Source organism: Streptomyces sp. NPDC012835 (assembly GCF_042900885.1).
In the GTDB taxonomy this organism is placed as follows: Bacteria; Actinomycetota; Actinomycetes; order Streptomycetales; family Streptomycetaceae; genus Streptomyces.
This window is the reverse complement of record NZ_JBIBBW010000005.1, coordinates 43,706-67,706: the sequence shown is the minus strand read 5'-3', so window position 1 is coordinate 67,706 and position 24,001 is coordinate 43,706. Positions and strand designations below refer to the sequence as shown.

Sequence of the window (24,001 nt, the reverse complement as noted above, 5' to 3'; positions counted from 1 at the left end):
CCCGTGAGAGTGATCCAGGGCCCGTGTTTATGCAACATCGCGCATAGTCGCGGTCGTGCGTGGACGCCCTGGTGTGCCTCGACGTAGCGTCAGGAGCAGTCGGCTGGCGTCAGTGCCGGGCGAACCGGCGCAGGGCGTCGAGTACGGGCGGCGCGAGCGTGTCCGGGTGGTCGGCGTCGTGCAGCAGATGGTCCACTTCCGGCAGCACCACTCGGCCCGGTCCACCGGTATGCGCGTGACGCAGGGCGGTCGTCAGGGCGTTCGTTGTGGCGCAGGGGACCTGGGCGTCGTTCGTGCCGCACGTCAGCAGCACCTTGGTTCCCGGCCGGAGCGCGGCGGCGGTGTCCGGTGGGTAGACCGCGTCGTCGCTCAGCACGAACCGGGCGTTGGGGCCTTGGAATGCCTCGAAGAGCTGGGCGATCGCGGGGGGCAGGCCGGTGGTGTCGACCGGTCGGCGTTCGCGCAGGGAGATGACGGCGGCATCGATGGCCGTGTTGACCGCGCGTTGCTGCTCCGGCGTGAACTGGCCCTGCCGGGTCGCTTCGGCGACCTGGGCCTTGAGCTGGAGCGTGACCAGGTCCAGCAGGCGGATCGCCTGCGGTTGCAGAAGCGCCAGGCCGACCGGGCGCGGGCGGACGGTGCCACCCAGCAGCAGCCCCGTCATCGCGCCCTCGCTGTGCCCGACGAGCAGCAGCGCGCGCGGGTCGGTCTCCGGCTGATCGCGCAACGACGCGTAGGCGGCCCGTGCCTGGCGGACGAACGCCGGGTAGTCGAGCCTTTCCGGGTGGTCCTGGTAGGCACCGAGTCCGGTGCGGCCGGTGCCGTACTTGTCGAACCGCAGCGTGGCGATTCCGTCCCCGTCGAGCGCGTCGGCCACCTGTGCCAGGGTGTCCGGTGAGTACGCGGGCGGTTGATTGCCGTCGCGGTCGGTGGGTCCGCTGCCGGGCAGCAGCAGTGCCGCCCGCAGCCGTTGCCCGGCACGATGCTCGGGAACGTGCAGGGTGCCGTACACGGTCGTACCGTCGGCCGTGAAGACGACCTCACGGTCGGCGGCAGGGACGAGAGCGGGCGTCGCCGCGGCCGGGGTGGCGGTGACGACGGCCAGGGCCATTAAAGCCGCTGCCAAGTGGCGAAACATGGGCCTACCTCCTTTTTCAGGCAAGGGTTTTCAGGCAAGGGCGTTTTCGACCAGGGCGACAGTGGCGCGCGGGTCGTCGACTTGGAGGACGAGGCGTGCGTACTTCTCGTCGGCGAGTTCGACCACGACCGCCTTCGACGGATCTCTGACGTCCCAGAAGACCTTCTCGCCATCCTGATGGAAGGTGCCGGCGGTGATCACACGGGGTACGTGGGAGCCCTGCGCGCGGATTCCCTTGGGGCCGGTGGCGATACCGGGGTCGGCGGTCGCGCCACGGACATTGGCCAGCGGGATGGTCAGGCTGCCCTTGAAGGACCAGAGCTTGTCGAGACCCTCGATCACGACGACGAGGTCGTCGCCGTCGATACGTATCAGTGCCATGTCGGCCTCCATTTTCAGGGGAGTGGGTCGAGATGTCGGGTCAGCGCGGTGGTGGCGTTGTCGGGGTTGCCACGCAGGAGGATGCCCAGCGCGGCGGCGGTGAGGGCGGCGGCCAGGTCGGCGGGAACGCCGAGGGCGTCGGCGATCGCCCGGTCGACGGCGGCCAACGCGGCCTTCACCTCGCAGGCGACCTCCTCGTCGGCCGGTGCGCGTTCGATCGCCGCGAGCAGCAGCAGGCGGAGGTCGGCCGACGTGACGAGCCGCAGCGCGGCCGTGGCATCCGACGCGCCGGCGAGGGCGTCGAGCAAAGGGCGGACGTCGTCGGTGAGATGGCGGCGCAGAGCGATCAGGTAGAGGCCGCGCTTGCTGCCGAACGTCTTGTACAGGCTGTTGCGGTGCACGCCGAGGTGGCTGACGAGATCGTCGACGGACACACCGTCATACGCGCGTTCGCCGAACAGGCCCACGGCGGCTCGCACCGCTTCGTCCTCGTCAAATGCTCTCGGCCTGCCCATGGCCATGAGAGTAGACAGTTGAGGAACGATCAGTCAAGAACGATCGTTCCTCAATCTCCCATCCTCTTCGAGGCACGGTCTTCCAGCAGTCGCGGGACAGCCTCCCGGCTGCCGCGCCGCGTCGAGCCGCCTGCGGGGGAACTCTTCGCCGACACGCGGCGGCCTTCGACGGCTACGAGAGCGGCGTCGACCGCCGGGTGGACATGACGTGAGTGGCCCTCTGGACGGTTCGTGTGTCCTCAGTTGGACGGTTCGTGTGTCCTCAGTGCCGCTTCGCGCACCCTGTGACGCAGGAACCCCCGTGTGCGTCCGGCCCGGTGGGGGGGGCGAGGCGGCGGGCCCGTCGTACTCGTACACCTGCCGCTGCCACCGCGCGCCGGTCCTCGTGACCGTACGCGCGGCCCGACTCCCGTGCCGTCGTGGGTGGGGCAGGTTATGACCCCGTACTACGACGTCGACGCCAGGTCCTTCTCGATCGCGTCCAGGATCTGGCCCGCGCCCGTGTAGCCGATGCCGAGCATCCACAGGTTGTCGTCCACCTTGAACGCCTTGTTCTTCCGCACGGCGCCGAGGTTCTTCCACAGCGGCCCGCCGATGGTGTCCGTCTCCTTGGCCTTCTTCGCGTCTCCGTAGGTGGAGTAGAAGAGGACGTCGGCGTTCGCCCGGTCGATCTGCTCGGGGCTGACGTCGATCGAGAAGCCGTCCTTGTCCTGGTTGGCCGGCCGGCCGACCTGGAGGTCCTTGAAGAGAGAGCCGACGAAGGTGTCGTTCAGATAGAGACGCGTGTCGGCGCCTTCCACGAAGCGTACGAAGCCGACCTTGGTCTGTGCCGCCTTCGCCGGTCCGCCCAGCGCCTCGGTGACCCGCTCCACATGGGCGGTGTAGTCGGTGACGACCTGCTTCGCCTCGGTCTTCTTGCCGAGGGCGTCGGCGTGCAGCTCGAAGTTGGCGCGCCACGGGCCGCCGGTGGTCTCGGAGAAGACGGTGGGGGCGATGGCGGAGAGCGACTTGTAGTTCTTCTCGTCGCGGACCTTGCTGCTCAGGATCAGGTCCGGCTTGAGCGCGTTGATGGCTTCGAGGTTCGGCGCGGCGATGACCCCGACGGGCTTGATGTCCTTGAGCTTGCCGGCGGGGAGGTAGGCGGAGAAGGGCGCCTTGTCCGCGACCGTGGTGGCCCCTACCGGGGTGATCCCCAGGGTGACGGCCGAGTCCAGCGAGTCGGTGTCCAGGACGACGACCCGCTCGGGCGCGTTCTTGACCTGGACGTCGCCCATGGCCGTCTTGACGGTGTGCGTTCCCGCGCTGCCCGCGCCGCCGGGGGTGGCGCCCTTGGCGGCCGGGGAGTCGTGGTCGCCGCCGCACGCGGTGAGCGTGACGGCGAGTGCGGTGGTGACGGTGGCGACGGCGGCGGCCAGGGTGATGCGGCCGGTGAAGGTTCTGGGCACGGTGGGGCCTCCCTGACGGCAGCCCGGAGTCTTCCGGACCAAGTAAGGCAAACCTAATGTTGGCGCCGCCCGCGCAACAAGTCCCTTTTGGATGAAGGCGGGTGGGGTTCGGCAGGCGAGGATAGGCCCATGGATGGGGAATCGACCGAGATCGTTCTGAGCAAGAGTGATCTTCGTGAGGTATGCGCGTTCGCCGCAGGGTGCGCGGCGACGGTGCTGGGGATATTCGAGGCCGATCAGCCGGACGATCCGCGGCCACGGGACGCGATGGGTGCCGCGTGGGATTTCGCCCGGGGCGGCGAGCGGGGGAAAGCCCTGCGCGACACGGCCTGGGCGGCGCTCAAGGCGGCCAAGGACACGGAGACGGCTGCCGCGCGCGAGGCGGCGTGGGCGGCGATGGCCGCGGCAGGCGCCGCCTACGTGCATCCGTTGGCCAAGGCCACCCAGGTCAAGCACATCCTCGGGGCGGGCGCTCACGCGGCCAGAGCCGCCGAGCTTGTCGCGGGCGATGACCGGACCGTGGGTGCCGAACAGGTCGAGCGAGCGGGGCGTCGTGCGACACCGGTTGTCATTGATGTGCTCAAGCGCTATCCGGCTGCGCCGGGGGGCGGCGGAAGAGTTGGCGAGTTGATGCGCATGCTGGACGCGCACCTTCGCCGCTGACCCCACCGAGCCTCCGCCGCCTCCGCCGGGCTGAGCCTCCGCCGGGCTGAGCGTCCGCCGAGCCGGACCGTACAGCGGTGACCGGCGGCTGAGGTCGCCCCGCGGTCCTGCCGCGACAGCCCGCGGTCCTGCCGCGACAGCAGGGGCACGGACAGCCATCCGTCTGCCGCGATCCCCCGCGATCCCCGCACCAACGCGGCCGGCCGCCGCCGGCCGCCATCGACCGCCACCGGCTCCCGCTGAGGATCAGGCATGTCGGTTGGGGGAGCGCCGTGATGGGATGGCGCGGTGAGCCGCGCCGCAGAAGAGACCAACCGCCGTATGCTCCGGGCACGCGACGCGATGGACCGCGATTACGCGCGGCCGCTGGACGTTCCGGCCCTGGCGCGGATCGCTCATGTGTCACCGGCGCACTTCACGCGTACCTTCCGGGCCACGTTCGGGGAGACCCCGCACCGCTATCTGCAACGACGCCGTATCGAGCGGGCGATGACCCTGCTGCGGGACACCGACCGGAGCGTGACGGACATCTGCTTCGAGGTCGGCTTCACCAGCCCCGGCACCTTCAGCCGTACGTTCCACGACATCGTCGGCCGGTCGCCGCGTACGTACCGCAAGGAAGCCGAGGCGGCAGCCGGCGTGCCGACGTGCTTCACGATGGCGTGGACCCGGCCGAGTGCCTGAACCCGTGCCGGGCGGCTCGGCCGGCACGGGTTCAGGCACTCGGCCGGCCGGCCGGTTGACCGAGCCGCCCGTCCGCCCGTCCGTCCGTCCGTCCGCCCGGCCGTTCGCCGACTGAGCAGTTTCGGATAAGTTCTCGCGCCGGCCGCTCAGTAACGTGAGGTCCATGTTCAACGCCATCACGCAGTCACAGATATATGTCCTGGACCAGGACGAGGCCCACGACTTCTACGTCCGCAAGCTCGGCCTGGAGGTCGCCGCTGATGTCGACCTCGGGTTCATGCGCTGGCTGACCGTCAGCGTTCCCGGTCATCCCGAGCGTCAGATCCTGCTGGAGAAGCCCGGCGCCCCGGCAATGTCGGAGGAGACGGCGGAGCAGGTGCGCGAGCTGGTGACCAAGGGGGCGATGGGCGGCTGGCTCATCCTCAGCACGAGCGACTGCCGCAAGACGTACGAGACGCTGGTGGGGCGGGGTGTGGAGTTCACCGAGGAGCCCACCGAGCGTCCGTACGGCATCGACTGCGGCCTGCGCGACCCCTTCGGCAACCGCATCCGCTTCACGCAGCCCAAGGGCTGAACCGCTCCGGCGGCTCCAGGGCCGCCGGAGACCCGAGCCGCCCCTCCGGTGGGGTCCAGGGCCGCCGGAGAGCGGACGGCATGCGGTCCGTGAGGGTCACTCCTCTCGGAGGAAGAAGTCCACCATGTCCTGCGGTGAGCTGTCGTTCATGGCCATGGCTTCGGCGGCGGCCGAGGCACTGCGGGGGAACAGCGCCTGCTCGTACGCGGTGAGCGCGGCCTCGATGTCCCCGGGGTGCGCGGCGATGGCCCGGCCGAGTTCGGCGCCGTCCTGCATGGCCAGGTTGGCGCCCTCGCCGCTGGGGGGCGAGAGGTGGGCGGCGTCGCCGAGCAGGGTCACCCCCGGTATCCGGTCCCAGCGGTGCTCGATCGGCAGCGCGTGGTGGGAGCGCAGGACCGGCGCGGTGTCGCTGTCGGTGATCAGGGCGGTCAGCTCGGGGGCCCAGCCCTCGAACTCCTCGGCGATCCGCGCGGTGGCCGCCGCCCTATCGGTGAAGTCGACGGCGGCGAACCAGTCCAGGGGCCTGGGCAGCACCACGTAGGTGTGGAGGGTCTCGCCGCTCTCCCGGTGAGCCCCGATCGACCTCTCGCCCCCGTCCGGGTCGACCGCGAACATGGACCCGCCGCCGACCGCCTTCGCGGCGGCGGGATGCCGGGACTCGGCGTCGAACAGATAGGTCTCGACGAACGAGGTACCGGTGTACTCGGGCGTGGCGTCCGAGAGCAGCGGCCTGACCCGCGACCACGCGCCGTCCGCGCCGACCAGCAGGCCCGTGACGACGGTGCTGCCGTCGGCGAAGGTCACCTCGTGACGGCCCTCGCCGAGGGCACGCGTACCGCTGACCTTGTGGCCCCAGCGGACGGTGGCGGCCGGGAGCGAGTCGATCAGGATGCGCCGCAGCTCGCCGCGCTGCACCTCGGGGCGTCCCCCCGTACCGTCGTCGGCCTTGTCGGCCAGGACGTTCCCGTCCCGGTCGAGGATGCGCAGCGCCTGGCGGCCCTCCAGGATGATGGCGCGGAACTCGTCCATCAGATCCGCCGCCTCGACGGCCAACTGGCCGTTGTAGTCGTGGATGTCGAGCATGCCGCCCTGCGTACGCGCCATGGGGGAGGGCTCCGCCTCGTAGATGGTGGCCGGGATGCCGTGGACGTGCAGGACACGGGCCAGGGTGAGTCCGCCGAGTCCGGCGCCGATGATCGTGACCTCGGAAGTGGTCATGGTGGCTCCTCGCGTGTGGACGCCTGCCGGATGGGCACCGGCAGCGATCTCTCGCAAGGTTCCAGACCACATCTACAGGCCGCCGACAGCCGACCGACCACCCCGACAGGCGACCGACGCGGGACCGACGCGGACCGACGCGGGACCGACACGGCGGGTCATCGCCTAGCCCGAGCCCGAGCCCGAGCCCGAGCCCGAGCCCCGAGCCCCGAGCGAACGTGCCGAACGTCAGCGGGAGCGGTGGCCTTCCGGTCATGCCCGTGCGGCCGGCCACGGATCTGCCCGTGGCCGGCTCAGGCGGGGTTCCCCGGAGGTTCCCGAGGTTCCCCGGGCGGGGCGTTGCTCAGGGTTCTCTCGTGTACAGCATGTAGTACACCGCCGCCGTGGTGCACGCCGCGATGAAGAGTCCGAGTCCGGACGACGAGAAGACGCTGTGCCCGGAGAGGCACATGAGGAAACCGATCGGGGCTCCGGTCACCGCGCCCCAGGCCGCGGCGCGTATCTCGCGCGGCAGGGCGTGCTGTACGAGGAGGAGGCCGACCAGCAGCGCGAGCAGCGCCGCCCCCGCGACGAGCGCCAGGACGAGCTGGCCGTTCGTGGCCGGGCCGCCGTCCCGGGCGATGGCCGCCGCGTACGCGCCGTAGATGATGGCGAGGACGAGCGGCACGCCCAGCGCGAGCGGTGACAGCCGGCGGCCCGTGCCGTGCGCGACGGCCGGTGCGGCGCCCTGGGCGGAGGCGGCGCGCGTGGCCCGCGAGGCGTCGTACCGCGAAGCGCCCTGCGGGCCGGTCCGGCGCCGCCCGGGGGCGGCCGTCGGGTGGGGAGCGCGGAGCCAGGAGGCGCGGTGGCGCGGCGGCATCCGGACGGGTGTGGCCATGGTGGGGAACTCCTTCCCTACGCCCCCCGGTGTCCCCCCATTGCCCCCGTTCACCCCGTTTCCCTTCTCTCCAGAGCACACCCGCCGGTCACGCACGTCAACCCCAACGCCCAGCGCGCTCACCGGGTCGGCGGAGCACCGCTCGCGTCGGCCGTGCGCGCGCCATCCCCTAGAGGAGTGCGCACCTCTCGGATCTCTCGCCTCTCGCGCCTCGCCTCCACTCCTCCGTCGTCCTCCTCTTCCTCGTCCTCCTCGTCCTCCTCGTCTCCCTCGTCCTCTCCGGCGCCTGCCGGTCCCTCGCGCCCCCCTGCCTCTCCCCGCTCTCACCCTTCCGCGCTGTCCCGGGTCCTCTCGGCCCTCTCGGCGACCCTGATCGTCCTGCTGGCCGTCCTCACGCCCGTCAGCGCGGTCGCCGCCTGGTCCGATCTGGAGATCGGCGACACCGGACGCTTCGTCTCGACCATGGCGCCGCTCGCCTCCGACGTCCACGTCCAGCAGGCGGTCGCGGACCGGATCACCGACGAGGTCATGGCCGAGGTCAAGGTGGGCCCGCTCCAGCAGGGCGTCCGCAACCTCCTGCACGACGCCGTGCTCTCCTTCGCGACCACCGACGCCTTCAGGAACGCCTGGCGTACGGCGGTCCGTGCCGCCCACGCCGCCGCCGAGCAGGTCCTGAGCAGCGGCGGCGACACGGTGACGATCGATCTGGCGCCCATCACCGAACAGGTGAAGAAGCAACTGATGGCGGACAACGTGCCGTTCTCCGACCGCATCCCCGTACGGCACGCCGAGATCACCGTCCTGGAGGCCAACGGGCTCGGGGTCTGGCGCGATGTCGCGCGGGGGCTCCGCGCCGCCGGGATCTGGCCGGCCGTCGGGACGGTGGTGGCGGCGGCCGTGGCCGTGCTGGCCGCCGGGCGCGGCGGCCGGGCGCGGGCGCTGATCGGCGTCGGTACGGCGTGCGCCATCGGCGCCGGGCTGTTGGTCGTCGCGGTCGCCGCTGCACGCGGCTCGGTTCTCGCGGACCTGCCGGACAACGGCGACCGGTCAGCGGCCCGCGCGATCTTCGACGCGCTGACCGCGTCGCTCCGGATGACGGCCTGGTCCGTGCTGGCCGCCGGGCTCGTGCTGGCCGTCGGTACGTGGCTCAGCGGGCGGCTCCGGGGCGCGTGGCATGCCCGCTCCAGGTGACCCCCGCTCCAGATGACCCTGCCCCAGGTGACCCCGGACGCCCGGCGCCTGATGGCCCGCTGTCTGATGGCCCGGCGCCTGATGGCCCGGCGCCTGACGGTCCGCTGCCTGATGCTCCTCCACGCGGGCGGTGGGCGGCGGACGTATCCGCAGGTGAGAAGCGTACGCGCCGGACTTTACTGAATCTTTATGCCGATACCACCCGACCGAATATCCCTTTTGTTCCATATGGAGCACCATGGTGGGTATGAGCCAGAACACAGCACACAGGCCCCCCACCACATCAGGCACGGGCATGGGCACAGGCACAACCGCTGGCACAGGAAGGGGCATGGGCACGTCCGGTACCGGCACCGGTTACGGCGCGGGAACCGGCTCGCATGCCGAGCGAAAGGCCGCCTGGGCAGTCGGCGGCAGCATCCTTGCCGGTGTCCTGCTGCTGGTCACAGGGGCGACAAACATCCTCCAGGGCGTCACAGGCATCAGAAGCGACGCCTTCCTCAACACCGTCACCGGCTACGCCTACCGGTTCAACCTCACCTCGTGGGGCTGGATTCACCTCGGGATCGGCGTCCTGCTCGCCGTCACGGGTCTGGCGCTTCTCGCGACCCGCCACCGCTGGGCCCGGTACATCGGTATAGGACTCGCGGCGCTGAACCTGGTCGCGCAGTTCATGTACCTGCCGTACCAGCCGGTCTGGGCGGGTGTGGGCATGGCCCTGTCGGCGTTCATGATCTGGGCGCTGGCCTCGGAGCGGGGCGGACTTCGATCCGGCGCCAGAACCTGACGCCGACCACAGTCCACGCCGACTCCGACCCCTGCATCCACTCCCACTCCAACTCCAACTCCAACTCCCCAACCCTCCTAACCGACCCACACGTACGCGCATACGGGAACAGCGGCCGTTGTCGTTGTCCCCGTATGCGCGTACGTATGTGTCTTCCGCCACCGCCCCGCCCGTACAACTGCCGCGCGCCGCACGGCGTCTGACCGGACGACGATGTGAGGTCACGACGAGGCCCGTCGTGACCCGTCGAGGCCGTCGAGGCCGTCGAGCGAGAGGCACATCCCCGTGAACGCCCAGGACCGCCAGCCGCCCGCCACGCCCCCGCCCGACGCCCAGGGGCCCGACGCCCAGGGGCCCGACGCCCAGGAGCCCGCCGCCCGGGCCCCCACCTCCCGCCCCCTCCACGAGCGGTTCCTGACCGGCGTCACGGGCCTGTTCCTCGTCGGCGCCACCGTTCTCGTCGGCTGCCGGGTCCTGGGGACCGACGGCGTCACGCCCGTACCGCAGTTGCTCGCCTTCCTGCCCTGGCTGCTGGTCCCGATGGTGCCGGCCGCGCTGTTCGCCGCTCTGCTGCGCTGGCGTACGGGAACGGTCTGGGCGCTGGTGCTGCTCGCCGTGACGGGGTGGACGTCACGTACGTACGACGCGTACGACACCGACGACGGCGCATCCGACACGTACGCCGCTTCGGGCACCACCGGCACCACCGGCACCACCGGCACCACCGGCACCACCGGCACCACCGGCACCACCGGCACTTCGGGCAGCGGCGCCCCGACCCGTGTCCGGGTGCTGACCTCAAACGTCGAGTTCGGGCAGGGGACGCTCGGACTCATCGACACCATCCGCCGCGAGAAGCCCGACCTGGTGTTCGTCCAGGAGTGCGAGTTCGTCTGCGCCGGCCTCCTCGCCGACCGCGTCCCGAGCGCGGACTACCCGTACCGCAACGTCGTCAAGGCCAGCCGGGCCGAGGGCTCCGCGATCCTCTCCGTCTTCCCGCTCACCGACGCGGCGGGCGTCGAGGGAGTCCTCGCCATGCCCGGTTCCACCGCCCGGATCGGCGACCGTACGGTCCACCTCCAGCTCGCCCACCCACTGCCGCCCATCCCCGGCATGGTGGACGACTGGCGCACCGAGCTGGGCGGCATCCGTACGTACGCCGCCGCGGCGCACAGGCGGGGCGGCCCGGTCATCGTGGCGGGCGACTTCAACGCCACCCGTGACCACGCCCTCTTCCGGGCGCTGCTGAAGGACGGCGGGCTGCGCGACAGCGCGCTGTCGGCGGGCGCGGGCCACACGCCGTCCTGGCCGTCGCGGTTGCCCAGACCGCTGGGGGCGCAGATCGACCATGTGCTGGTCAGTGACGACTTCGCCGTACGGGACGCCCGCTTCATCGACCTCGCGGACACGGACCACCGGTCGCTGCTCGTCGGGCTGGAACTGCGCGGCACCGAAATGCGGGTGCCGTAGTACGGCGCGAGGATCGAACCATGGAAGCCACCGACCCGCCGCCGGGAGCGGGAAAGCCCGGCAAGGGCGAGCCCGGGGGAAGCCCCGACAACGGAAAGCCGGCCAGTCCTCGCACGGGCAGTCCTCGCACCGGCAGCCCCGACGAGAAGATCCTCCGCACCATCGACGAGCTGGTCACCGAGGAGCGCACCCTGCGCTCCCGCGCCACCCAGCACCTCGGCCTCGCCGACGCCGAGCAGCAGCGGCTGCGCTCCGTCGAGGTCCAGCTCGACCAGTGCTGGGACCTGCTGCGCCAGCGCCGCGCCAAGTCCGAGTTCGGGGAGAACCCGGACGAGGCGGCGGTACGGCCGGCGGGCGAGGTCGAGGGGTACCAGGGCTGAGGTCGCAACGGCTCGCCCCGCCCGCATGGCTCCTCGCGGCCGTGCGCCCCCAGCCGGCCCCCGTCCCGTGGGCCGCCGTCGCCCGCGCCTCGGTCGCCATGGCCACACCGCTGGCCGTCGGCCTCGCCACGGACCGGACGGCCTACGGCGCTCTCGTGTCGATGGGCGCGCTGTTCGCACTCCTGGGCGACACCGCCGACGCCTACCGGATGCGGATCTTCAACATCGCGCTTCCGCAGGTCTTCGGCGCGGTCGGCGTCACGGTCGGCATGCTGGTCCTCGGCCGGGGCTGGCTCGCCGTCGGAGTGCTGACGCTGATCGCGCTCCTCTCGGGGATGATCTCCTCGATCGGCGCGGTGGCCTCGGTCGCCGGGCTGCTGCTGCTGATCAACGCGGTGGTGGGTTCCGGCCTGCCGATGCCCGAGCCGTGGTGGACGGCCCCGCTGCTGCTCTCGCTGGGCGGGCTGTTCGTGCTCGCCCTGACGCTGCTCGCCTGGCCCCTGCGCGGCCGGCGCCCCGAGCGGGCCGCCGTCGCCCGGACGTATCGCGCGGTGGCGGACCTGCTGGAGGCCGCGGGCGGCGCGTCCGGCGGGCGGGCCGGGCACGGCACGGACGGTACGAGGGCCATGAGCGACACGGGCGAAGCGAACGGCACGCGCGACCCGTATCCCCACCCCACCGGCACATACGACACGAGACGCCAGGCGGTCACCGAGTCGCTCAATCAGGCGTACGACCTCGTGCTCGCCCGCCGCGCCCGCGAGCACGGCAGGTCCGCCGCGCTCGTACGGCTGCTCGCCCAGCTCAACGTGATCATTCCGCTGGTCGAGGCCACCCCCGCCGCCCATCTGACCGGCGGGGGCCGACCGCTGCCCGCCGCGGTCCCGGCGGCCGTACGGGAACTGGCCGACGCGGTCGCCACCGGCCGTACCGGCGGCCCGCCCCCGGAGCTGCCCGCGCCCGCCACCCCCGCCGAACGCGCCGTCGACACCGCGCTGCGGCACGCCGCGGCGGTGGTCCACCGGACCGACGCGGCGGAGGAGGACGGCGCCGCTCCCGTCCCCGGCGGCCCCGAGGACGACCGGCTCGGCCGCCCCGCCGCGCTGCGCGTCCGGGCCCGCCGCGCCTCGCGCGAGGCGCTGCTGTCCGGGGCGTCCTGGCGCTACGGGCTGCGCCTCGCGCTCTGCATCGGCCTCGCCCAGGCGCTGGTCTCGCTCATCGCGGTGCCGCGCTCGTACTGGGTGGCGCTCACCGTCACCTTCATCCTCAAACCGGACTTCGGCTCGGTCTTCTCCCGGGCGGTGCTGCGCGCGCTGGGCACGGTGGCCGGGCTCGTCGTCGCGGCGGCCGTCCTGTCGGCGACACCGCGCGGCTGGTGGGACGTGGCGGTGATGCTGGTGCTCGCGGGGATCGTCCCGGCGGTGTCAGCGAAGGGGTACGCGTTCCAGACGGCAGCCATCACCCCGGTGATCCTGCTGATCTCCGACATCCTCAACCACCAGGGCTTCGACCTGGTCCTCCCGCGCTTCGTGGACAGCATGATCGGCTGCGCCATCGCCCTCGTCGCGGGCTATCTGCTCTGGCCGGAGAGTTGGCACACCCGCGTCGGGACCCGGCTCGCGGACACGGTCGAGGACACGGCCCGCTACGTACGGTGCTCGTTCGCGCCCGGCGCCGACCAGACGGAACGGCTGCGTCAGCGCCGCCGTATCTACCGCGACCTCTCGGCCGTACGCTCCGAATTCCAGCGCGCCCTGACCGAACCCCCGCCCACCGGCACGCGAGCCATGGCCTGGTGGCCGCTCGTCGTCGCGCTGGAACGCATCGTGGACGCGGCGACGGCCGCCCGCGTCCGGGTCAACCACGGCGCCGCGCCGCCCGATCCCGCCGAGACGGCCGGGATCGAGCGCGCCCTGCGGGAACTGGCGGACGGCATGCGGGCGAACGAGTCACCGGCCACGGCGGCGGAAGGGGAGGCCGAAGCCGATACGTCCCCGGACGCGCGGACCTGGACGACGGGGCCGGCCGACGAGCGGGGACTGCTCGCGCCGCTGCGTCATGAGGTACGAGCGGCGCGCGCGATCGTGTCCCCGGGCCGCCGGGCCGGTCTCAACGACCCTGCCGCAGCGCCCGTTCGAGCACGTCGGGCGGCTCGGACCGCTCGGGCCGCTCGGGCCGCTCGGGAGGATGAGCCAGACACCCCTGATCGGCGCGGTCAGCGGGGCGGACAGGACCGGAAGGAGTGACCGGACCGACCGGAGCCGGGCCGGCCGGACCGCTCCGGTCGCCGGGGCCGCCGGGACCACCGGAACCGAGAGGACCGGCAGGGCCCGTCACTTTGATCATCACCCAGACCCGCTTGCCGGGCCCGCGGCGCGGCGCCACACCCCAGTCGTCGGCCAGCGCCGCGACGAGCGCGAGCCCCCGCCCGCACTCGTCGTCCAGCTCCGGGATACGCGGACGCGGCAGATGATCGCCCGCGTCCTCCACCTCCAGCCTGAACAGCCCGTCGCTGTGGTGGAGCGTGACGGCGACCTCCCGGCCGGGCGGACTCCCGTGGCGCAGCGCGTTGGTGACGAGCTCGGAAAGGAGGAGGGCGGCCGTATCGCCCGACTCCCCCAGGAGGCCGAAGTCCCGGTGGAGGATCTCCCTGGCCCGCGCCACGCTCTTGGGATGGCCGGGCAGCCGGAAGGTCACACAGTGGTCGTGCCGGTGGCTCTGGTCGTACTGGTCGTACTGGTCGCGCTGTTCACCGTCGTGGTTCATAGGGACAGACCTTCCCTGTGACGCGAGTTTTACTTTCCGTGCACGAAAGGTGACTCTGGGCGTCCGGTTGCGACCGTCGGCCGCCTCAGCAACCCCCTTGGCCCCAGGGGGTGTTGTGAGTCGACCGGTCGGGAGAAGAAAGTGCCCGGGGAAGCCGTGCGGAGAGGCCGCCGCTCCGGGACGCCTCGGGCGGGAGCGCCCCGTCCCGCGCCCGCGCGCCGGTTCCCGCGTGCCGCGTAGCCCGCCGGTTCCCGCGTGCCCCGTAAACGGGCTGCCGCGCCCCGCCGGCACCGCATACGCTCGCCGTCATGTCACCCGCCAAGCAACGCCAGCGCAGCTACGACCCCGCCAAGATCCGTGCCGCCGTATCGGCCCAGTTCGGGCAGGTGCGGGCGGCGGTCGAGGAGCTGACGCCCGAGCGACTGGCACGGCCGACCGGGCTCGGCGCGTGGACCGTACGGGAGCTGGCGGCGCATCTGAGCATGGTGGTCGAGTCGGTGAACCTCTGCCTGGAGCAGCCGCTACGGTCCGAGGCGGCCGTGGTCGCCGAGGCCGGGCCCGTCGTCGCGCTGTCCGAGTGGCCGCTCGTCACCGCCCGGCACGCCGCCTCGATCGACGAGGACGTCACGGCGCTCGCCGCGACGGCGCCGCCCGGCGAGCTGCTCGGGCGCGCGGCCGGCCGGCTGGGCGAGCTGCTGCCGGCAGCGTCCGATGGGCGGTGGCTCGCGACACGCGTCGGCGCGATGCGGCTCGGGGACTATCTGGTGACGCGGACCGTCGAGCTGATCGTGCACACCGACGACCTGAACCGGGCCGCCGGGCTGAGCATCCCGTACGACCGGCAGGCGCTCGCCGCGTGCACCCGGCTGCTGGCCGACGCGCTCGCCGTCAGGGCGCCCGGCGCTTCGACCGAGGTGCGGGTGCCGCCGTACGCGGTGGTGCAGTGCGTACCGGGCCCCCGGCACACGCGCGGTACGCCGCCCAACGTCGTGGAGACCGATCCGCTCACCTGGATCAGGCTCGCCACCGGCCGTACGTCCTGGGCCGAGGCGCTCGGCACGGCGCGGGTGAGCGCCGGCGGGGAGCGCGCCGACCTCTCCGGACTGCTCCCGCTGATGTCCTGACGGCCCGCCGGACCCCGCGGCCACGGGCGGGGCGGAACCGTATCCCCGCGACCTCCGTCCCAACGGCATGACGAAGCAGCAGCAGACCACCACCATCCCCGTCGCCGTCACGGCGGTCACGGCGCTCTCCCTGCTCCTCCTGTCCGCCTGCGGCACCGAGTCGGAGCCGGGTTCCGGCGCGGGCGGGGACGCCCGTTCCGTGTCCGGGACCGGCGACGAAGCCCCCTCGCTCTCCGAGACCCTCCGCAACCCCCGGGGCACCAACGGCGTCAAGGGCACCGTCTGGGACATCGACAGCGTGACGGTCGGCGGCGAGAAGACCACCCCGACCGGGCCGGCCACCATACGGGTCGACGCCGACGGCAAGTTCGCCCCTTCCCCCGACTGCAACGCCCGCACCGCCAGGAAGGTCCCGGTCGACGGCGCGACCCTGGACGTGCCCGTCAACTGGGCGGGCACGCTCATGCTCTGCGAGAAGAAGGAGGAGGACTTCAAGCAGGCGTTCGACCAGGTGTTCCGCGGAAAGCTCACGGCCGCGGTGCGGACCGTCCCCGGCGAGGCGGACGAGCGGACCGGCGGCGCCGCCGACACCAAGCGCCTCACCCTCACCGCCGCCGGCGGCGACACGATCGCCCTCACCCTGAACCCGCCCGAGCCCCTCACGGAGACGACCTGGACCGTGGACGAGGTCATCGACTCCGGCAGCGAACCCGGCGACACCGAGGGCTCCCTGCCGGAGGGAACCGAGGGCAAGGCGCACCTCACGTTCAGTAAGGACGCGGTCGGGGGCGACGGCACCGTGGAGGGCGACGACGGCTGCAACCGCTTCCGCGGCTCCGCGAAGATCTCCGAGGACACGCACAAGATCACCTTCGGTCCGATGCGCACCACCCGGATGGCGTGCCCGAAGCCCGAAACGGCACTGGAAAAGCGTTTCGCGAAGGTCCTGAAGGGCGAGGTCGGCTATGAGCTGAGCCACAATCGTCTGACTCTGCTGGCCGAGAACGGAGTGGGTCTGGGCGCCCGTGGAGCCGCCCGGAAGTGATCCACCGGAGGTGATCCGGACCACTGACCCCCCTCCCCAATTCGGACCAGTGGTCGATCTCGCCTACACTCGGTGGCGTGCCTCGTGGTGATGGACGACTCAACCACGACCTGCTCCCCGGAGAGAAGGGCCCCCAGGACGCTTGCGGCGTCTTCGGAGTCTGGGCCCCGGGCGAAGAGGTCGCCAAGCTCACCTATTTCGGACTGTATGCCCTTCAGCACCGCGGACAGGAGTCCGCGGGCATCGCAGTGAGCAACGGGTCCAAGATCCTTGTGTTCAAGGACATGGGCCTCGTCTCACAGGTCTTCGACGAAACATCCCTCAGCTCTCTGCAGGGCCATATCGCGGTGGGTCACGCCCGCTACTCCACCACCGGTGCCTCGGTGTGGGAGAACGCGCAGCCGACCTTCAGGGCCACGGCCCACGGCTCCATCGCGCTCGGTCACAACGGCAATCTGGTCAATACCGCGCAGCTCGCGGAGATGGTCGCCGACCTGCCCAAGGAGAACGGCCGGACGACACGTGTCGCCGCCACCAACGACACCGACCTGGTGACGGCCCTGCTGGCCAGCCAGACCGGTGACGACGGCAAGCCCCTCACCGTCGAGGAAGCCGCCGCCAAGATCCTGCCCGACGTGAAGGGCGCCTTCTCGTTCGTCTTCATGGACGAGCACACCCTGTACGCGGCCCGCGACCCGCAGGGCATCCGCCCGCTGGTCCTCGGCCGGCTGGAGCGCGGCTGGGTGGTCGCCTCCGAGGGCGCCGCCCTGGACATCTGCGGCGCCTCGTTCGTCCGGGAGATCGAGCCGGGCGAGCTGATCGCCATCGACGAGAACGGTCTGCGCACCCAGCGATTCGCGGAAGCGAAGCCCAAGGGGTGTGTGTTCGAGTACGTCTATCTGGCGCGTCCCGACACGGATATCGCCGGGCGGAACGTCTATCTGTCCCGAGTCGAGATGGGGCGGAAACTCGCCAAAGAAGCGCCGGTCGATGCGGACCTGGTCATAGCGACCCCGGAGTCCGGCACGCCCGCCGCGATCGGTTACGCGGAAGCCAGTGGCATTCCGTACGGATCGGGTCTCGTCAAGAACGCCTACGTCGGCCGGACCTTCATCCAGCCGTCCCAGACCATCCGCCAGCTGGGCATTCGCCTCAAGCTGAATCCGCTCAAGGAAGTCATCCGGGGCAAGCGCCTGGTGGTCGTGGACGACTCGATCGTCCGCGGCAACACCCAGCGGGCCCTGGTCAAGATGCTCCGCGAGGCGGGCGCCGCCGAGGTCCACATCCGGATCTCGTCGCCGCCGGTGAAGTGGCCCTGCTTCTTCGGCATCGACTTCGCCACCCGCGCCGAGCTGATCGCCAACGGCATGTCGGTCGAGGAGATCGGCGTCTCCATGGGCGCCGACTCGCTCTCGTACATCTCCATCGACGGCATGATCGAGGCGACCACGATCGCCAAGCCGAACCTCTGCCGTGCCTGCTTCGACGGGGAGTACCCGATGGAGCTGCCCGATCCCGAGCTGCTCGGCAAGCGGCTGCTGGAGACCGAGCTGGCGGCGGGACCCGCCGATACGGCCGCCAACGACGCGCTGCGGCGCCCCTGACCGGTCACCATCCGTCGTCCGGCCCGCCCACGTCGCCGTGGGCGGCCCGGCCGCGCCGGTCGACGACCACCGACCTCGACGATCACCGACCTGATGATCACCTCGATGACCCCAATGACGACAGGAAAGTATCCAGCCATGTCCGAAACGACTACTGGTGCCAGCTATGCCGCCGCGGGCGTCGACATCGAAGCCGGTGACCGCGCGGTCGAGCTGATGAAGGAGTGGGTGAAGAAGACCCGCCGCCCCGAGGTCCTCGGCGGCCTCGGCGGCTTCGCCGGCCTCTTCGACGCCTCCGCCCTCAAGCGCTACGAACGCCCGCTGCTCGCCTCCGCCACCGACGGCGTCGGCACGAAGGTCGACCTCGCCCGCAAGATGGGCGTGTACGACACGATCGGCCACGACCTCGTCGGCATGGTCGTGGACGACCTGGTCGTCTGCGGCGCCGAACCCCTCTTCATGACCGACTACATCTGCGTCGGCAAGGTCCACCCCGAGCGCGTCGCCGCCATCGTCAAGGGCATCGCCGAGGGCTGCGTCCTGGCCGGCTGCGCCCTGGTCGGCGGCGAGACCGCCGAACACCCCGGACTGCTGGGCGAGGACGACTTCGACGTCGCCGGCGCCGGTACGGGCGTGGTCGAGGCGGACCGGCTGCTCGGCGCGGATCGTATCCGTACGGGTGACGCGGTGATCGCGATGGCGTCCTCCGGGCTTCACTCCAACGGGTACTCGCTGGTCCGGCACGTGGTCTTCGACCGGGCCGGCTGGGCGCTGGACCGGGAGGTCGCGGAGTTCGGCCGCACCCTGGGCGAGGAGCTGCTGGAGCCCACGAAGATCTACTCCCTGGACTGCCTGGCGCTCACCAGGACCACCGACGTGCACGCGTTCAGCCACATCACCGGCGGTGGCCTCGCCGCCAACCTGGCGCGGGTGATCCCGGACGGGCTGCACGCCACGGTGGACCGCTCGACCTGGACGCCCGGCGCGGTGTTCGACGTCGTCGGCAAGGCCGGACAGGTGGAGCGGCTGGAGCTGGAGAAGACGCTGAACATGGGCGTCGGCATGATGGCCGTCGTCCCGGCGGAAGCGGTCGACTCCGCGCTCACCACCCTCGCCGACCGGGGCGTGGACGCCTGGATCGCCGGAGAGATCACCGAGCGTGGCGCGCACACCACGGGAGCGGCGCTGACCGGCGACTACGCGAGCAACGGCTGAGCGAGGTCAGGACCGACCGTGCGGTGCCGGTGCCGGTGACGACCGCGCCGGTCCGGTGCCGCCCCCTCGGAAAGATCCGGTGCGGCCACCGGAAAACCGGGAGGCGCGGGGCATACGCCTCGCACTCCCGGCCGCCCGCGCGGAGCTGCACCCGCCCGGACTCCACGCCGCCGCCGACCCCGGCCGGACAGCACAGAACCCGGTCCAGGACTGCTGCCCCGGACCGGGTTGATGAGCTGACGCTCGGGGGATACGGACGTCAAGCGCCGCGGCGCCGCGCCGAGGGCCCGGACTGGTCGTCCTCGTCCTCGTCGTCGTTGTATCGATCCGCGTACTGTGCGTACGGGTCATCTTCCTCTTCGTCATCCTCGAACGGCTCTGCGTTCGGTGGCTGACTCGAAGGCGATGCGCCCAGCTCGTTGGCCAGACGCGACAGGTCGGTCCCGCCGCTGTTGTACTTCAGCTGGCGGGCGACCTTCGTCTGCTTGGCCTTGGCCCGGCCGCGCCCCATGGCTCGACCCCCTCGGTGACGGGGCTCGACGGCCCCAGAGTCTTGACACGCGTTCATGAATCAGAACGAGCTCTCCGCGGAGAGACCCGTCCGTAGGGCTTCAACGGTACCTGCTCTCGCGGCCATACGGTACGCCGCCCGCATGACGCGCCCCGGCGCAGGGCCAGTGAGGCGCCCCGTCCTCCCTGGTCAGCTGCGATTTTAGCCTCTTCTGAGGAGCCGACCCGCCGACCGGGGTGAGTCTGGTCTCCCCGGCGACCCCCGGGCGCTCCGAGGGCTCCCAGGAGTGGTCCGGCAGCCGGGCGAGGGGCCTCCCGGCTGCCTCCTCCGGGGCTTCCCCGCGTCCTTTTCGCGGCCTTTCCACGGCCTTGCCGGCCGCCCCCGGTCGTTCCTCCGGCGGCGGCCAGGCGATCAGCCCCGGCGGCCCTGAGCCATCCGGTGCTCGGCGATCCTGTCGGCCGCCGCGGCCGGCGGAATCCCATCGATCTTTGCGCGTGCGAAGATTTGCAGAGTGGTGTCGAAGATCTTCGCGGCCTTCGTACGGCACCGCTCGAAGTCGAAGCCGTGCAGCTCGTCAGCGACCTGGATCACCCCGCCCGCGTTCACCACGTAGTCCGGTGCGTAGAGGATCCGGCGGTCCGCGAGATCCTTCTCGACGCCCGGGTGGGCCAGCTGGTTGTTGGCCGCCCCGCAGACGATCGAAGCGGTGAGCACGGGCACGGTCTCGTCGTTCAGCGCGCCGCCGAGCGCGCACGGGGCGTAGACGTCCAGCCCCTCCGTGCGGATCAGCGCCTCGGTGTCGGCGACGACGGAGACCCGGGGGTGCCGGTCGGTGATCCGGGTAACCGATTCTTCCCGTACGTCCGTGACCACGACCTCGGCGCCGTCCTTGAGCAGGTGCTCCACCAGGTGGTGCCCGACCTTGCCGACGCCCGCGATCCCGACCCGGCGACCGCGCAGCGAGGGGTCGCCCCACTGGTGCTGGGCGCTGGCCCGCATGCCCTGGAAGACGCCGAACGCGGTCAGTACGGAGGAGTCGCCCGCGCCGCCGTTCTCGGGGGAGCGCCCGGTGGTCCAGCGGCACTCGCGCGCCACGACGTCCATGTCCGCGACATAGGTGCCGACATCGCACGCGGTGACGTACCGGCCGCCGAGCGAGGCCACGAACCGGCCGTACGCCAGCAGCAGTTCCTCCGTCTTGATCTGCTCGGGATCGCCGATGATCACGGCCTTGCCGCCGCCGTGGTCCAGACCGGCCAGGGCGTTCTTGTACGACATGCCCCGGGAGAGGTTCAGCGCGTCGGCGACGGCCTCTTCCTCGGACGCGTACGGGTAGAAGCGGGTGCCGCCGAGGCCGGGGCCCAGGGCGGTCGAGTGGAGGGCGATCACGGCCTTGAGGCCGCTGGCCCGGTCCTGGCAGAGCACGACCTGTTCGTGGCCTCCCTGCTCGGAGCGGAACAGGGTGTGCAGTACGTCAGCGGATGCGCCGGAAACATCGGTCACTGTGGTGACTCCCAAGTACGGAGCGGCGGTGGGTAGTCCCTCCGGTGGGTGGGGGAGGGACCGGTGGGGCATGCACGAGGTTAAGTCCTCCACGCGCGTGGTTCGGCCTCAGTACCCAGGATCACCCCCCGGAGAGTGACGGGCGTGGGACGATGCGCTCCATGCCGGCGGTGTCTTCTGTTCCTGTGCCCTACGCGTCCTACCTGCGGGTCTACGAGCCGCTGGCGGCCTTTCCCGAACCCGAGAGGGACCATTGGCGGCGCTACGCCGCCCGGGACCGCACGCCGAGCGCGCAGGACGAACTGCGCCGCTCCCTGGCCGACTTGCTGCCCACCCCGCCGATGGCCGTTCCCGTGCACGAGAGCGGGGACGCGTTCGTCACCGAGGTGGACGGGGTGGTGTGCGTCTGTCCGTGGCGCACCCGGCTGCGCGGCTGGCTGGCGCTGGAGGAGCTGTCCCGGACGCTCCCGCCGAAGCTGCTGGACGCGGTGCTGCCCGAGGTGGTGCGCGGGCAGGCCGAGGCGGACTACGCGCGCTGGCGCGAGCGCAATCCGGACGCCCGGCCCTGGATCAGGACGGCGGTGTGGCAGGTGCCGGTGCGCTGGTTCGCGCTCTTCTCCGACGAGGAGCGCGCCTACGAGCCGGGCGCCCCGCAGGGCCCCTCGCTGCGCTACCGGACCCCGATGGTGCAGGCCAGGCGCCGGCTGGCCCGGTCGCTGAAGACCCTGCGGGACGCGGTGGACGACGGGCCGATGACCGAGGGGCTGGTCGACGTGGGGCGGTGGCTGGAGGAGTTCCACCCGCGTTCACTGGTCGAACTGGACTACGGGGGGCTGGTCCACGTCCTGTCCGGCGCGCAGTTGGCCGAGGACCGCTCGGCGGCCGACCTGTCCGCCGCGATCGCCGCGCTGCGCGAGGGCGACGGGGAGCTGGCGGGCGAGGCGTACGGACGGCTCGGCGAGCGCTGGCGAGCGGTCCGGGACCGTCAGTTCGCGAACTGAGCGTGCCCGCGCCGTCACGCGAACGGGTGACTGTCGGATGATTTCCGGGCGGCTGCCCGCCTGCTGCCCGCCGCAGGGGAAACGGGCGTGAAGCGGGCATGGGGAAGGCTTGAACCAGACTTGAACCGGGCTCCGGGGCGGAAGTCCCGATCCGGGCCTTTGCCTCAAGCGTGACGGACCGCACTAACGGGGCTCTTGCGCCCATCACCCCTCCTCGTGCCAAAATAGGACAAGGAGTCCGGGGAGGTCTCCTTCCGCCCAAGTCTGGGCGGATTACTCAGCATTGCACGCTATGCGGGGGATCTGGTGACCCCTGATCGCTCTGTGACTGATCGTATCTGCGACGTAACTGTCCGCTATGGCATGGTCCATCGGCTTCCGCCGCTGATGAACACCTCAGAGGGCAATTCCATCGGTTTGGCCGACGTGGCTGGACGGATGGTGTAGTTGTAGTGCCGAGGACAAGCCGTTCGTCCTATAACCGACTCGGCCCGCGTCCGCCATTTCGGGCAACGCGGGTCAAGGTGCAGAATTTAGAGGAAAGAACCGAGAAGGTTCGGTTCTCCCGAGGAGGCCGCTCATGACCGCTCGCACCCCTGATGCCGAGCCGCTGCTGACCCCGGCTGAGGTTGCCACGATGTTCCGTGTGGACCCGAAGACGGTCACGCGCTGGGCAAAGGCCGGCAAGCTCACGTCCATCCGCACGCTCGGTGGGCATCGCCGGTATCGCGAGGCAGAGGTTCGCGCACTGCTTGCGGGTATTCCGCAGCAGCGCAGCGAAGCCTGATCTCTCAGCAAGGCTCAGCAACGCTCAACAGGGCTCAACCCGAGCCCCATGGGGTCCACCAGGCCCCTGGGGGTCAACGATCAGGGTGATGGCCGGGTTTCCCCCAACTCGGTCCTTCCCCGTGCATAGCTCCATACGACGGGCACCTGCCCCAACAGGTCCCATGCCCTCGCAACACGGGTAAGTCGTCGATCGCGCTGGACTCCGCCGAGTCCAGCGCGATCTTTTTTGTGCGGTGCGGGAACCCTGTCGCGCCCCTGTTGAGAGGCTGTGCGGAGGGTGTGGGGGAGTGGCGGGGAAGCGCTGGACGGGCAGTGCAATTGCACATATTAAATTGGTACGTTGTAGGAAGGGTGTAAGTCTGCCCCTTCTCAAAACTGTTCGAGTGACACCCGTCACACCCGCTGAGGCTTGTCAACGAGGCGCGCGCAGCTCGGTGAATCCCCTCCCCGCGACCTGACCCGGAGCCAAACCTCAGACGGCCGGGGGGCTTTGGCCCTCCGGTAAGCCGGCCGGCTCCCCGCCGGTGGCCTCCCTCGTGACGTACGCGAAGAGTTCCCCGGTGCCCCGGGTGCCGATGAAGAGGTCGTCGCCCGGCAGGGACTCCATGGCGAGCTTCTGGAGGCGATGGCAGATCGGGCAGTGCCCGGTGCGGTGCGGGTGCCCGGAGGCGGCCGCCAGATGGGCGCGCAGCAGCGCGCGGGTCTCGTGCCTCAGTGGCTTCGTCGTCGATGCGGTCACGCACACCACCCCCGGTGCGGCCCCCGACTGAAACGGACAAGGGGCTCTCCTGTTTAGGTACCCCCGGGGCGATGACGCAGTCAAGACGACAGGGCGCCGCGGCGCGCGATTTGGACCCGCCATTACCGCCGCGTGACCACGGCGTCGACGGCGCTTGCCGTACCCGAGGAAGTACCGCGAGCGGGCCGGGGGCGGGCCGGGGGCGGTGGCCGCGAGCGCGGCCCGGAGCGGCGGCCCGGAGGCCCCGGGCAACGAAAGAACCCGCATCCGGAAGGATGCGGGTTCTTGTCTTGCGGTCCTGACGGGATTTGAACCCGCGGCCTCCACCTTGACAGGGTGGCGAGCACTCCAAACTGCTCCACAGGACCAGGTTTCGCGGCC

Annotated in this window: 23 protein-coding genes, 1 tRNA gene and 1 pseudogene; 14 read left to right on the top strand and 11 right to left on the bottom strand. The window is 71.3% G+C overall.

Annotated elements, in window-relative coordinates; translation table 11 throughout:
• Window positions 1-109: 109 nt before the first annotated feature.
• From ACFY6S_RS21715 to ACFY6S_RS21700, 4 genes are all read right to left on the bottom strand, one after another.
• The gene (locus ACFY6S_RS21715) at window positions 110-1,138 is read right to left on the bottom strand and encodes an alpha/beta hydrolase family protein (protein ID WP_388824002.1); all 1,029 of its coding nucleotides are present in this window, start codon (window positions 1,136-1,138) and stop codon (window positions 110-112) included.
• A gap of 30 nt (window positions 1,139-1,168) precedes the next feature.
• Complete coding sequence (locus ACFY6S_RS21710; RefSeq protein ID WP_388824000.1) at window positions 1,169-1,519, bottom strand: hypothetical protein; 351 nt, start codon at window positions 1,517-1,519, stop codon at window positions 1,169-1,171.
• A gap of 14 nt (window positions 1,520-1,533) precedes the next feature.
• Window positions 1,534-2,034 (bottom strand): TetR/AcrR family transcriptional regulator, encoded by a 501-nt coding sequence (locus ACFY6S_RS21705; RefSeq protein WP_388823998.1) that lies wholly within the window; start codon window positions 2,032-2,034, stop codon window positions 1,534-1,536.
• A 446-nt stretch (window positions 2,035-2,480) separates the two neighbouring features.
• Window positions 2,481-3,479: an ABC transporter substrate-binding protein gene (locus ACFY6S_RS21700; protein WP_388823996.1), complete on the bottom strand. Its 999-nt coding sequence runs from the start codon at window positions 3,477-3,479 to the stop codon at window positions 2,481-2,483.
• 129 nt (window positions 3,480-3,608) lie between these two features.
• Between ACFY6S_RS21700 and ACFY6S_RS21695 the strand changes: the two genes are divergently transcribed.
• From ACFY6S_RS21695 to ACFY6S_RS21685, 3 genes are all read left to right on the top strand, one after another.
• The gene (locus ACFY6S_RS21695; RefSeq protein WP_388823994.1) at window positions 3,609-4,142 is read left to right on the top strand and encodes a putative immunity protein; all 534 of its coding nucleotides are present in this window, start codon (window positions 3,609-3,611) and stop codon (window positions 4,140-4,142) included.
• A gap of 288 nt (window positions 4,143-4,430) precedes the next feature.
• Complete coding sequence (locus tag ACFY6S_RS21690; RefSeq protein ID WP_388823992.1) at window positions 4,431-4,826, top strand: helix-turn-helix domain-containing protein; 396 nt, start codon at window positions 4,431-4,433, stop codon at window positions 4,824-4,826.
• A 163-nt stretch (window positions 4,827-4,989) separates the two neighbouring features.
• The gene (locus ACFY6S_RS21685) at window positions 4,990-5,400 is read left to right on the top strand and encodes a VOC family protein (RefSeq protein ID WP_388823990.1); all 411 of its coding nucleotides are present in this window, start codon (window positions 4,990-4,992) and stop codon (window positions 5,398-5,400) included.
• 96 nt (window positions 5,401-5,496) lie between these two features.
• Here the strand turns inward: ACFY6S_RS21685 and ACFY6S_RS21680 are convergent, their stop codons facing one another.
• Both ACFY6S_RS21680 and ACFY6S_RS21675 read right to left on the bottom strand, forming a co-directional pair.
• Window positions 5,497-6,618 (bottom strand): FAD-dependent oxidoreductase, encoded by a 1,122-nt coding sequence (locus ACFY6S_RS21680; protein WP_388823988.1) that lies wholly within the window; start codon window positions 6,616-6,618, stop codon window positions 5,497-5,499.
• 343 nt (window positions 6,619-6,961) lie between these two features.
• Window positions 6,962-7,495 (bottom strand): hypothetical protein, encoded by a 534-nt coding sequence (locus ACFY6S_RS21675; protein ID WP_388823986.1) that lies wholly within the window; start codon window positions 7,493-7,495, stop codon window positions 6,962-6,964.
• Between the two features lie 177 nt (window positions 7,496-7,672).
• On the opposite strand from ACFY6S_RS21675, the gene ACFY6S_RS21670 reads away from it, so the two are divergent.
• The 5 genes from ACFY6S_RS21670 to ACFY6S_RS21650 all read left to right on the top strand — a co-directional run bounded on the left by ACFY6S_RS21670 (window position 7,673) and on the right by ACFY6S_RS21650 (window position 13,569).
• On the top strand, window positions 7,673-8,686 hold the full coding sequence (locus ACFY6S_RS21670) for a hypothetical protein (protein ID WP_388823984.1): 1,014 nt from the start codon (window positions 7,673-7,675) through the stop codon (window positions 8,684-8,686).
• Between the two features lie 331 nt (window positions 8,687-9,017).
• The gene (locus ACFY6S_RS21665) at window positions 9,018-9,473 is read left to right on the top strand and encodes a hypothetical protein (protein WP_388823982.1); all 456 of its coding nucleotides are present in this window, start codon (window positions 9,018-9,020) and stop codon (window positions 9,471-9,473) included.
• A gap of 285 nt (window positions 9,474-9,758) precedes the next feature.
• On the top strand, window positions 9,759-10,943 hold the full coding sequence (locus ACFY6S_RS21660; protein ID WP_388823980.1) for an endonuclease/exonuclease/phosphatase family protein: 1,185 nt from the start codon (window positions 9,759-9,761) through the stop codon (window positions 10,941-10,943).
• Window positions 10,944-11,092: 149 nt separating this feature from the next.
• Window positions 11,093-11,323, top strand: a complete 231-nt coding sequence (locus ACFY6S_RS21655) for a DUF2630 family protein (protein ID WP_388824829.1) — start codon at window positions 11,093-11,095, stop codon at window positions 11,321-11,323.
• 41 nt (window positions 11,324-11,364) lie between these two features.
• Window positions 11,365-13,569 (top strand): FUSC family protein, encoded by a 2,205-nt coding sequence (locus tag ACFY6S_RS21650; protein ID WP_388823978.1) that lies wholly within the window; start codon window positions 11,365-11,367, stop codon window positions 13,567-13,569.
• Between the two features lie 100 nt (window positions 13,570-13,669).
• Here the strand turns inward: ACFY6S_RS21650 and ACFY6S_RS21645 are convergent.
• Window positions 13,670-14,089, bottom strand: a pseudogene (locus ACFY6S_RS21645) (ATP-binding protein); the annotation flags it as partial.
• A gap of 308 nt (window positions 14,090-14,397) precedes the next feature.
• On the opposite strand from ACFY6S_RS21645, the gene ACFY6S_RS21640 reads away from it, so the two are divergent.
• The 4 genes from ACFY6S_RS21640 (at window position 14,398) to purM (ending at window position 19,077) form a co-directional block, all read left to right on the top strand.
• A complete protein-coding gene (locus ACFY6S_RS21640; RefSeq protein ID WP_388823976.1) occupies window positions 14,398-15,213 on the top strand; it encodes a sterol carrier family protein in 816 nt (271 codons plus the stop codon).
• Window positions 15,214-15,280: 67 nt separating this feature from the next.
• Window positions 15,281-16,258, top strand: a complete 978-nt coding sequence (locus ACFY6S_RS21635; protein WP_388823974.1) for an META domain-containing protein — start codon at window positions 15,281-15,283, stop codon at window positions 16,256-16,258.
• Between the two features lie 77 nt (window positions 16,259-16,335).
• Window positions 16,336-17,862 carry an amidophosphoribosyltransferase gene (gene purF / locus ACFY6S_RS21630; RefSeq protein WP_388823972.1) on the top strand — a complete coding sequence of 509 codons (1,527 nt, stop codon included), beginning with the start codon at window positions 16,336-16,338 and terminating at the stop codon, window positions 17,860-17,862.
• 138 nt (window positions 17,863-18,000) lie between these two features.
• On the top strand, window positions 18,001-19,077 hold the full coding sequence (gene purM, locus ACFY6S_RS21625; RefSeq protein ID WP_388823970.1) for a phosphoribosylformylglycinamidine cyclo-ligase: 1,077 nt from the start codon (window positions 18,001-18,003) through the stop codon (window positions 19,075-19,077).
• Between the two features lie 259 nt (window positions 19,078-19,336).
• Here the strand turns inward: purM and ACFY6S_RS21620 are convergent, their stop codons facing one another.
• Window positions 19,337-19,588, bottom strand: a complete 252-nt coding sequence (locus ACFY6S_RS21620) for a DUF3073 domain-containing protein (protein WP_329066508.1) — start codon at window positions 19,586-19,588, stop codon at window positions 19,337-19,339.
• 411 nt (window positions 19,589-19,999) lie between these two features.
• Window positions 20,000-21,091: a Leu/Phe/Val dehydrogenase gene (locus tag ACFY6S_RS21615; RefSeq protein ID WP_388823968.1), complete on the bottom strand. Its 1,092-nt coding sequence runs from the start codon at window positions 21,089-21,091 to the stop codon at window positions 20,000-20,002.
• Window positions 21,092-21,252: 161 nt separating this feature from the next.
• Here ACFY6S_RS21615 and ACFY6S_RS21610 point away from each other — a divergent pair, with 161 nt between their 5' ends.
• Window positions 21,253-22,092 (top strand): hypothetical protein, encoded by an 840-nt coding sequence (locus ACFY6S_RS21610; RefSeq protein WP_388823966.1) that lies wholly within the window; start codon window positions 21,253-21,255, stop codon window positions 22,090-22,092.
• 580 nt (window positions 22,093-22,672) lie between these two features.
• On the top strand, window positions 22,673-22,879 hold the full coding sequence (bldC, locus tag ACFY6S_RS21605; protein ID WP_003949541.1) for a developmental transcriptional regulator BldC: 207 nt from the start codon (window positions 22,673-22,675) through the stop codon (window positions 22,877-22,879).
• Window positions 22,880-23,353: 474 nt separating this feature from the next.
• Here the strand turns inward: bldC and ACFY6S_RS21600 are convergent, their stop codons facing one another.
• Window positions 23,354-23,620, bottom strand: a complete 267-nt coding sequence (locus ACFY6S_RS21600) for a DUF6274 family protein (RefSeq protein WP_388823964.1) — start codon at window positions 23,618-23,620, stop codon at window positions 23,354-23,356.
• A 293-nt stretch (window positions 23,621-23,913) separates the two neighbouring features.
• Window positions 23,914-23,988 (bottom strand) — tRNA-Asp (locus tag ACFY6S_RS21595).
• Window positions 23,989-24,001: the final 13 nt, after the last annotated feature.

What these genes read in the sequence shown, in the direction of transcription:
- ACFY6S_RS21715 (WP_388824002.1), bottom strand. Translation starts at nt 1,138, where the DNA reads ATGTTTCGCCACTTGGCAGCGGCTTTAATGGCCCTGGCCGTCGTCACC.
- ACFY6S_RS21710 (WP_388824000.1), bottom strand. Translation starts at nt 1,519, where the DNA reads ATGGCACTGATACGTATCGACGGCGACGACCTCGTCGTCGTGATCGAG.
- ACFY6S_RS21705 (WP_388823998.1), bottom strand. Translation starts at nt 2,034, where the DNA reads ATGGGCAGGCCGAGAGCATTTGACGAGGACGAAGCGGTGCGAGCCGCC.
- ACFY6S_RS21695 (WP_388823994.1), top strand. Translation starts at nt 3,609, where the DNA reads ATGGATGGGGAATCGACCGAGATCGTTCTGAGCAAGAGTGATCTTCGT.
- ACFY6S_RS21685 (WP_388823990.1), top strand. Translation starts at nt 4,990, where the DNA reads ATGTTCAACGCCATCACGCAGTCACAGATATATGTCCTGGACCAGGAC.
- ACFY6S_RS21680 (WP_388823988.1), bottom strand. Translation starts at nt 6,618, where the DNA reads ATGACCACTTCCGAGGTCACGATCATCGGCGCCGGACTCGGCGGACTC.
- ACFY6S_RS21675 (WP_388823986.1), bottom strand. Translation starts at nt 7,495, where the DNA reads ATGGCCACACCCGTCCGGATGCCGCCGCGCCACCGCGCCTCCTGGCTC.
- ACFY6S_RS21665 (WP_388823982.1), top strand. Translation starts at nt 9,018, where the DNA reads ATGGGCACGTCCGGTACCGGCACCGGTTACGGCGCGGGAACCGGCTCG.
- ACFY6S_RS21640 (WP_388823976.1), top strand. Translation starts at nt 14,398, where the DNA reads ATGTCACCCGCCAAGCAACGCCAGCGCAGCTACGACCCCGCCAAGATC.
- ACFY6S_RS21635 (WP_388823974.1), top strand. Translation starts at nt 15,281, where the DNA reads ATGACGAAGCAGCAGCAGACCACCACCATCCCCGTCGCCGTCACGGCG.
- purM (WP_388823970.1), top strand. Translation starts at nt 18,001, where the DNA reads ATGTCCGAAACGACTACTGGTGCCAGCTATGCCGCCGCGGGCGTCGAC.
- ACFY6S_RS21620 (WP_329066508.1), bottom strand. Translation starts at nt 19,588, where the DNA reads ATGGGGCGCGGCCGGGCCAAGGCCAAGCAGACGAAGGTCGCCCGCCAG.
- ACFY6S_RS21610 (WP_388823966.1), top strand. Translation starts at nt 21,253, where the DNA reads ATGCCGGCGGTGTCTTCTGTTCCTGTGCCCTACGCGTCCTACCTGCGG.
- bldC (WP_003949541.1), top strand. Translation starts at nt 22,673, where the DNA reads ATGACCGCTCGCACCCCTGATGCCGAGCCGCTGCTGACCCCGGCTGAG.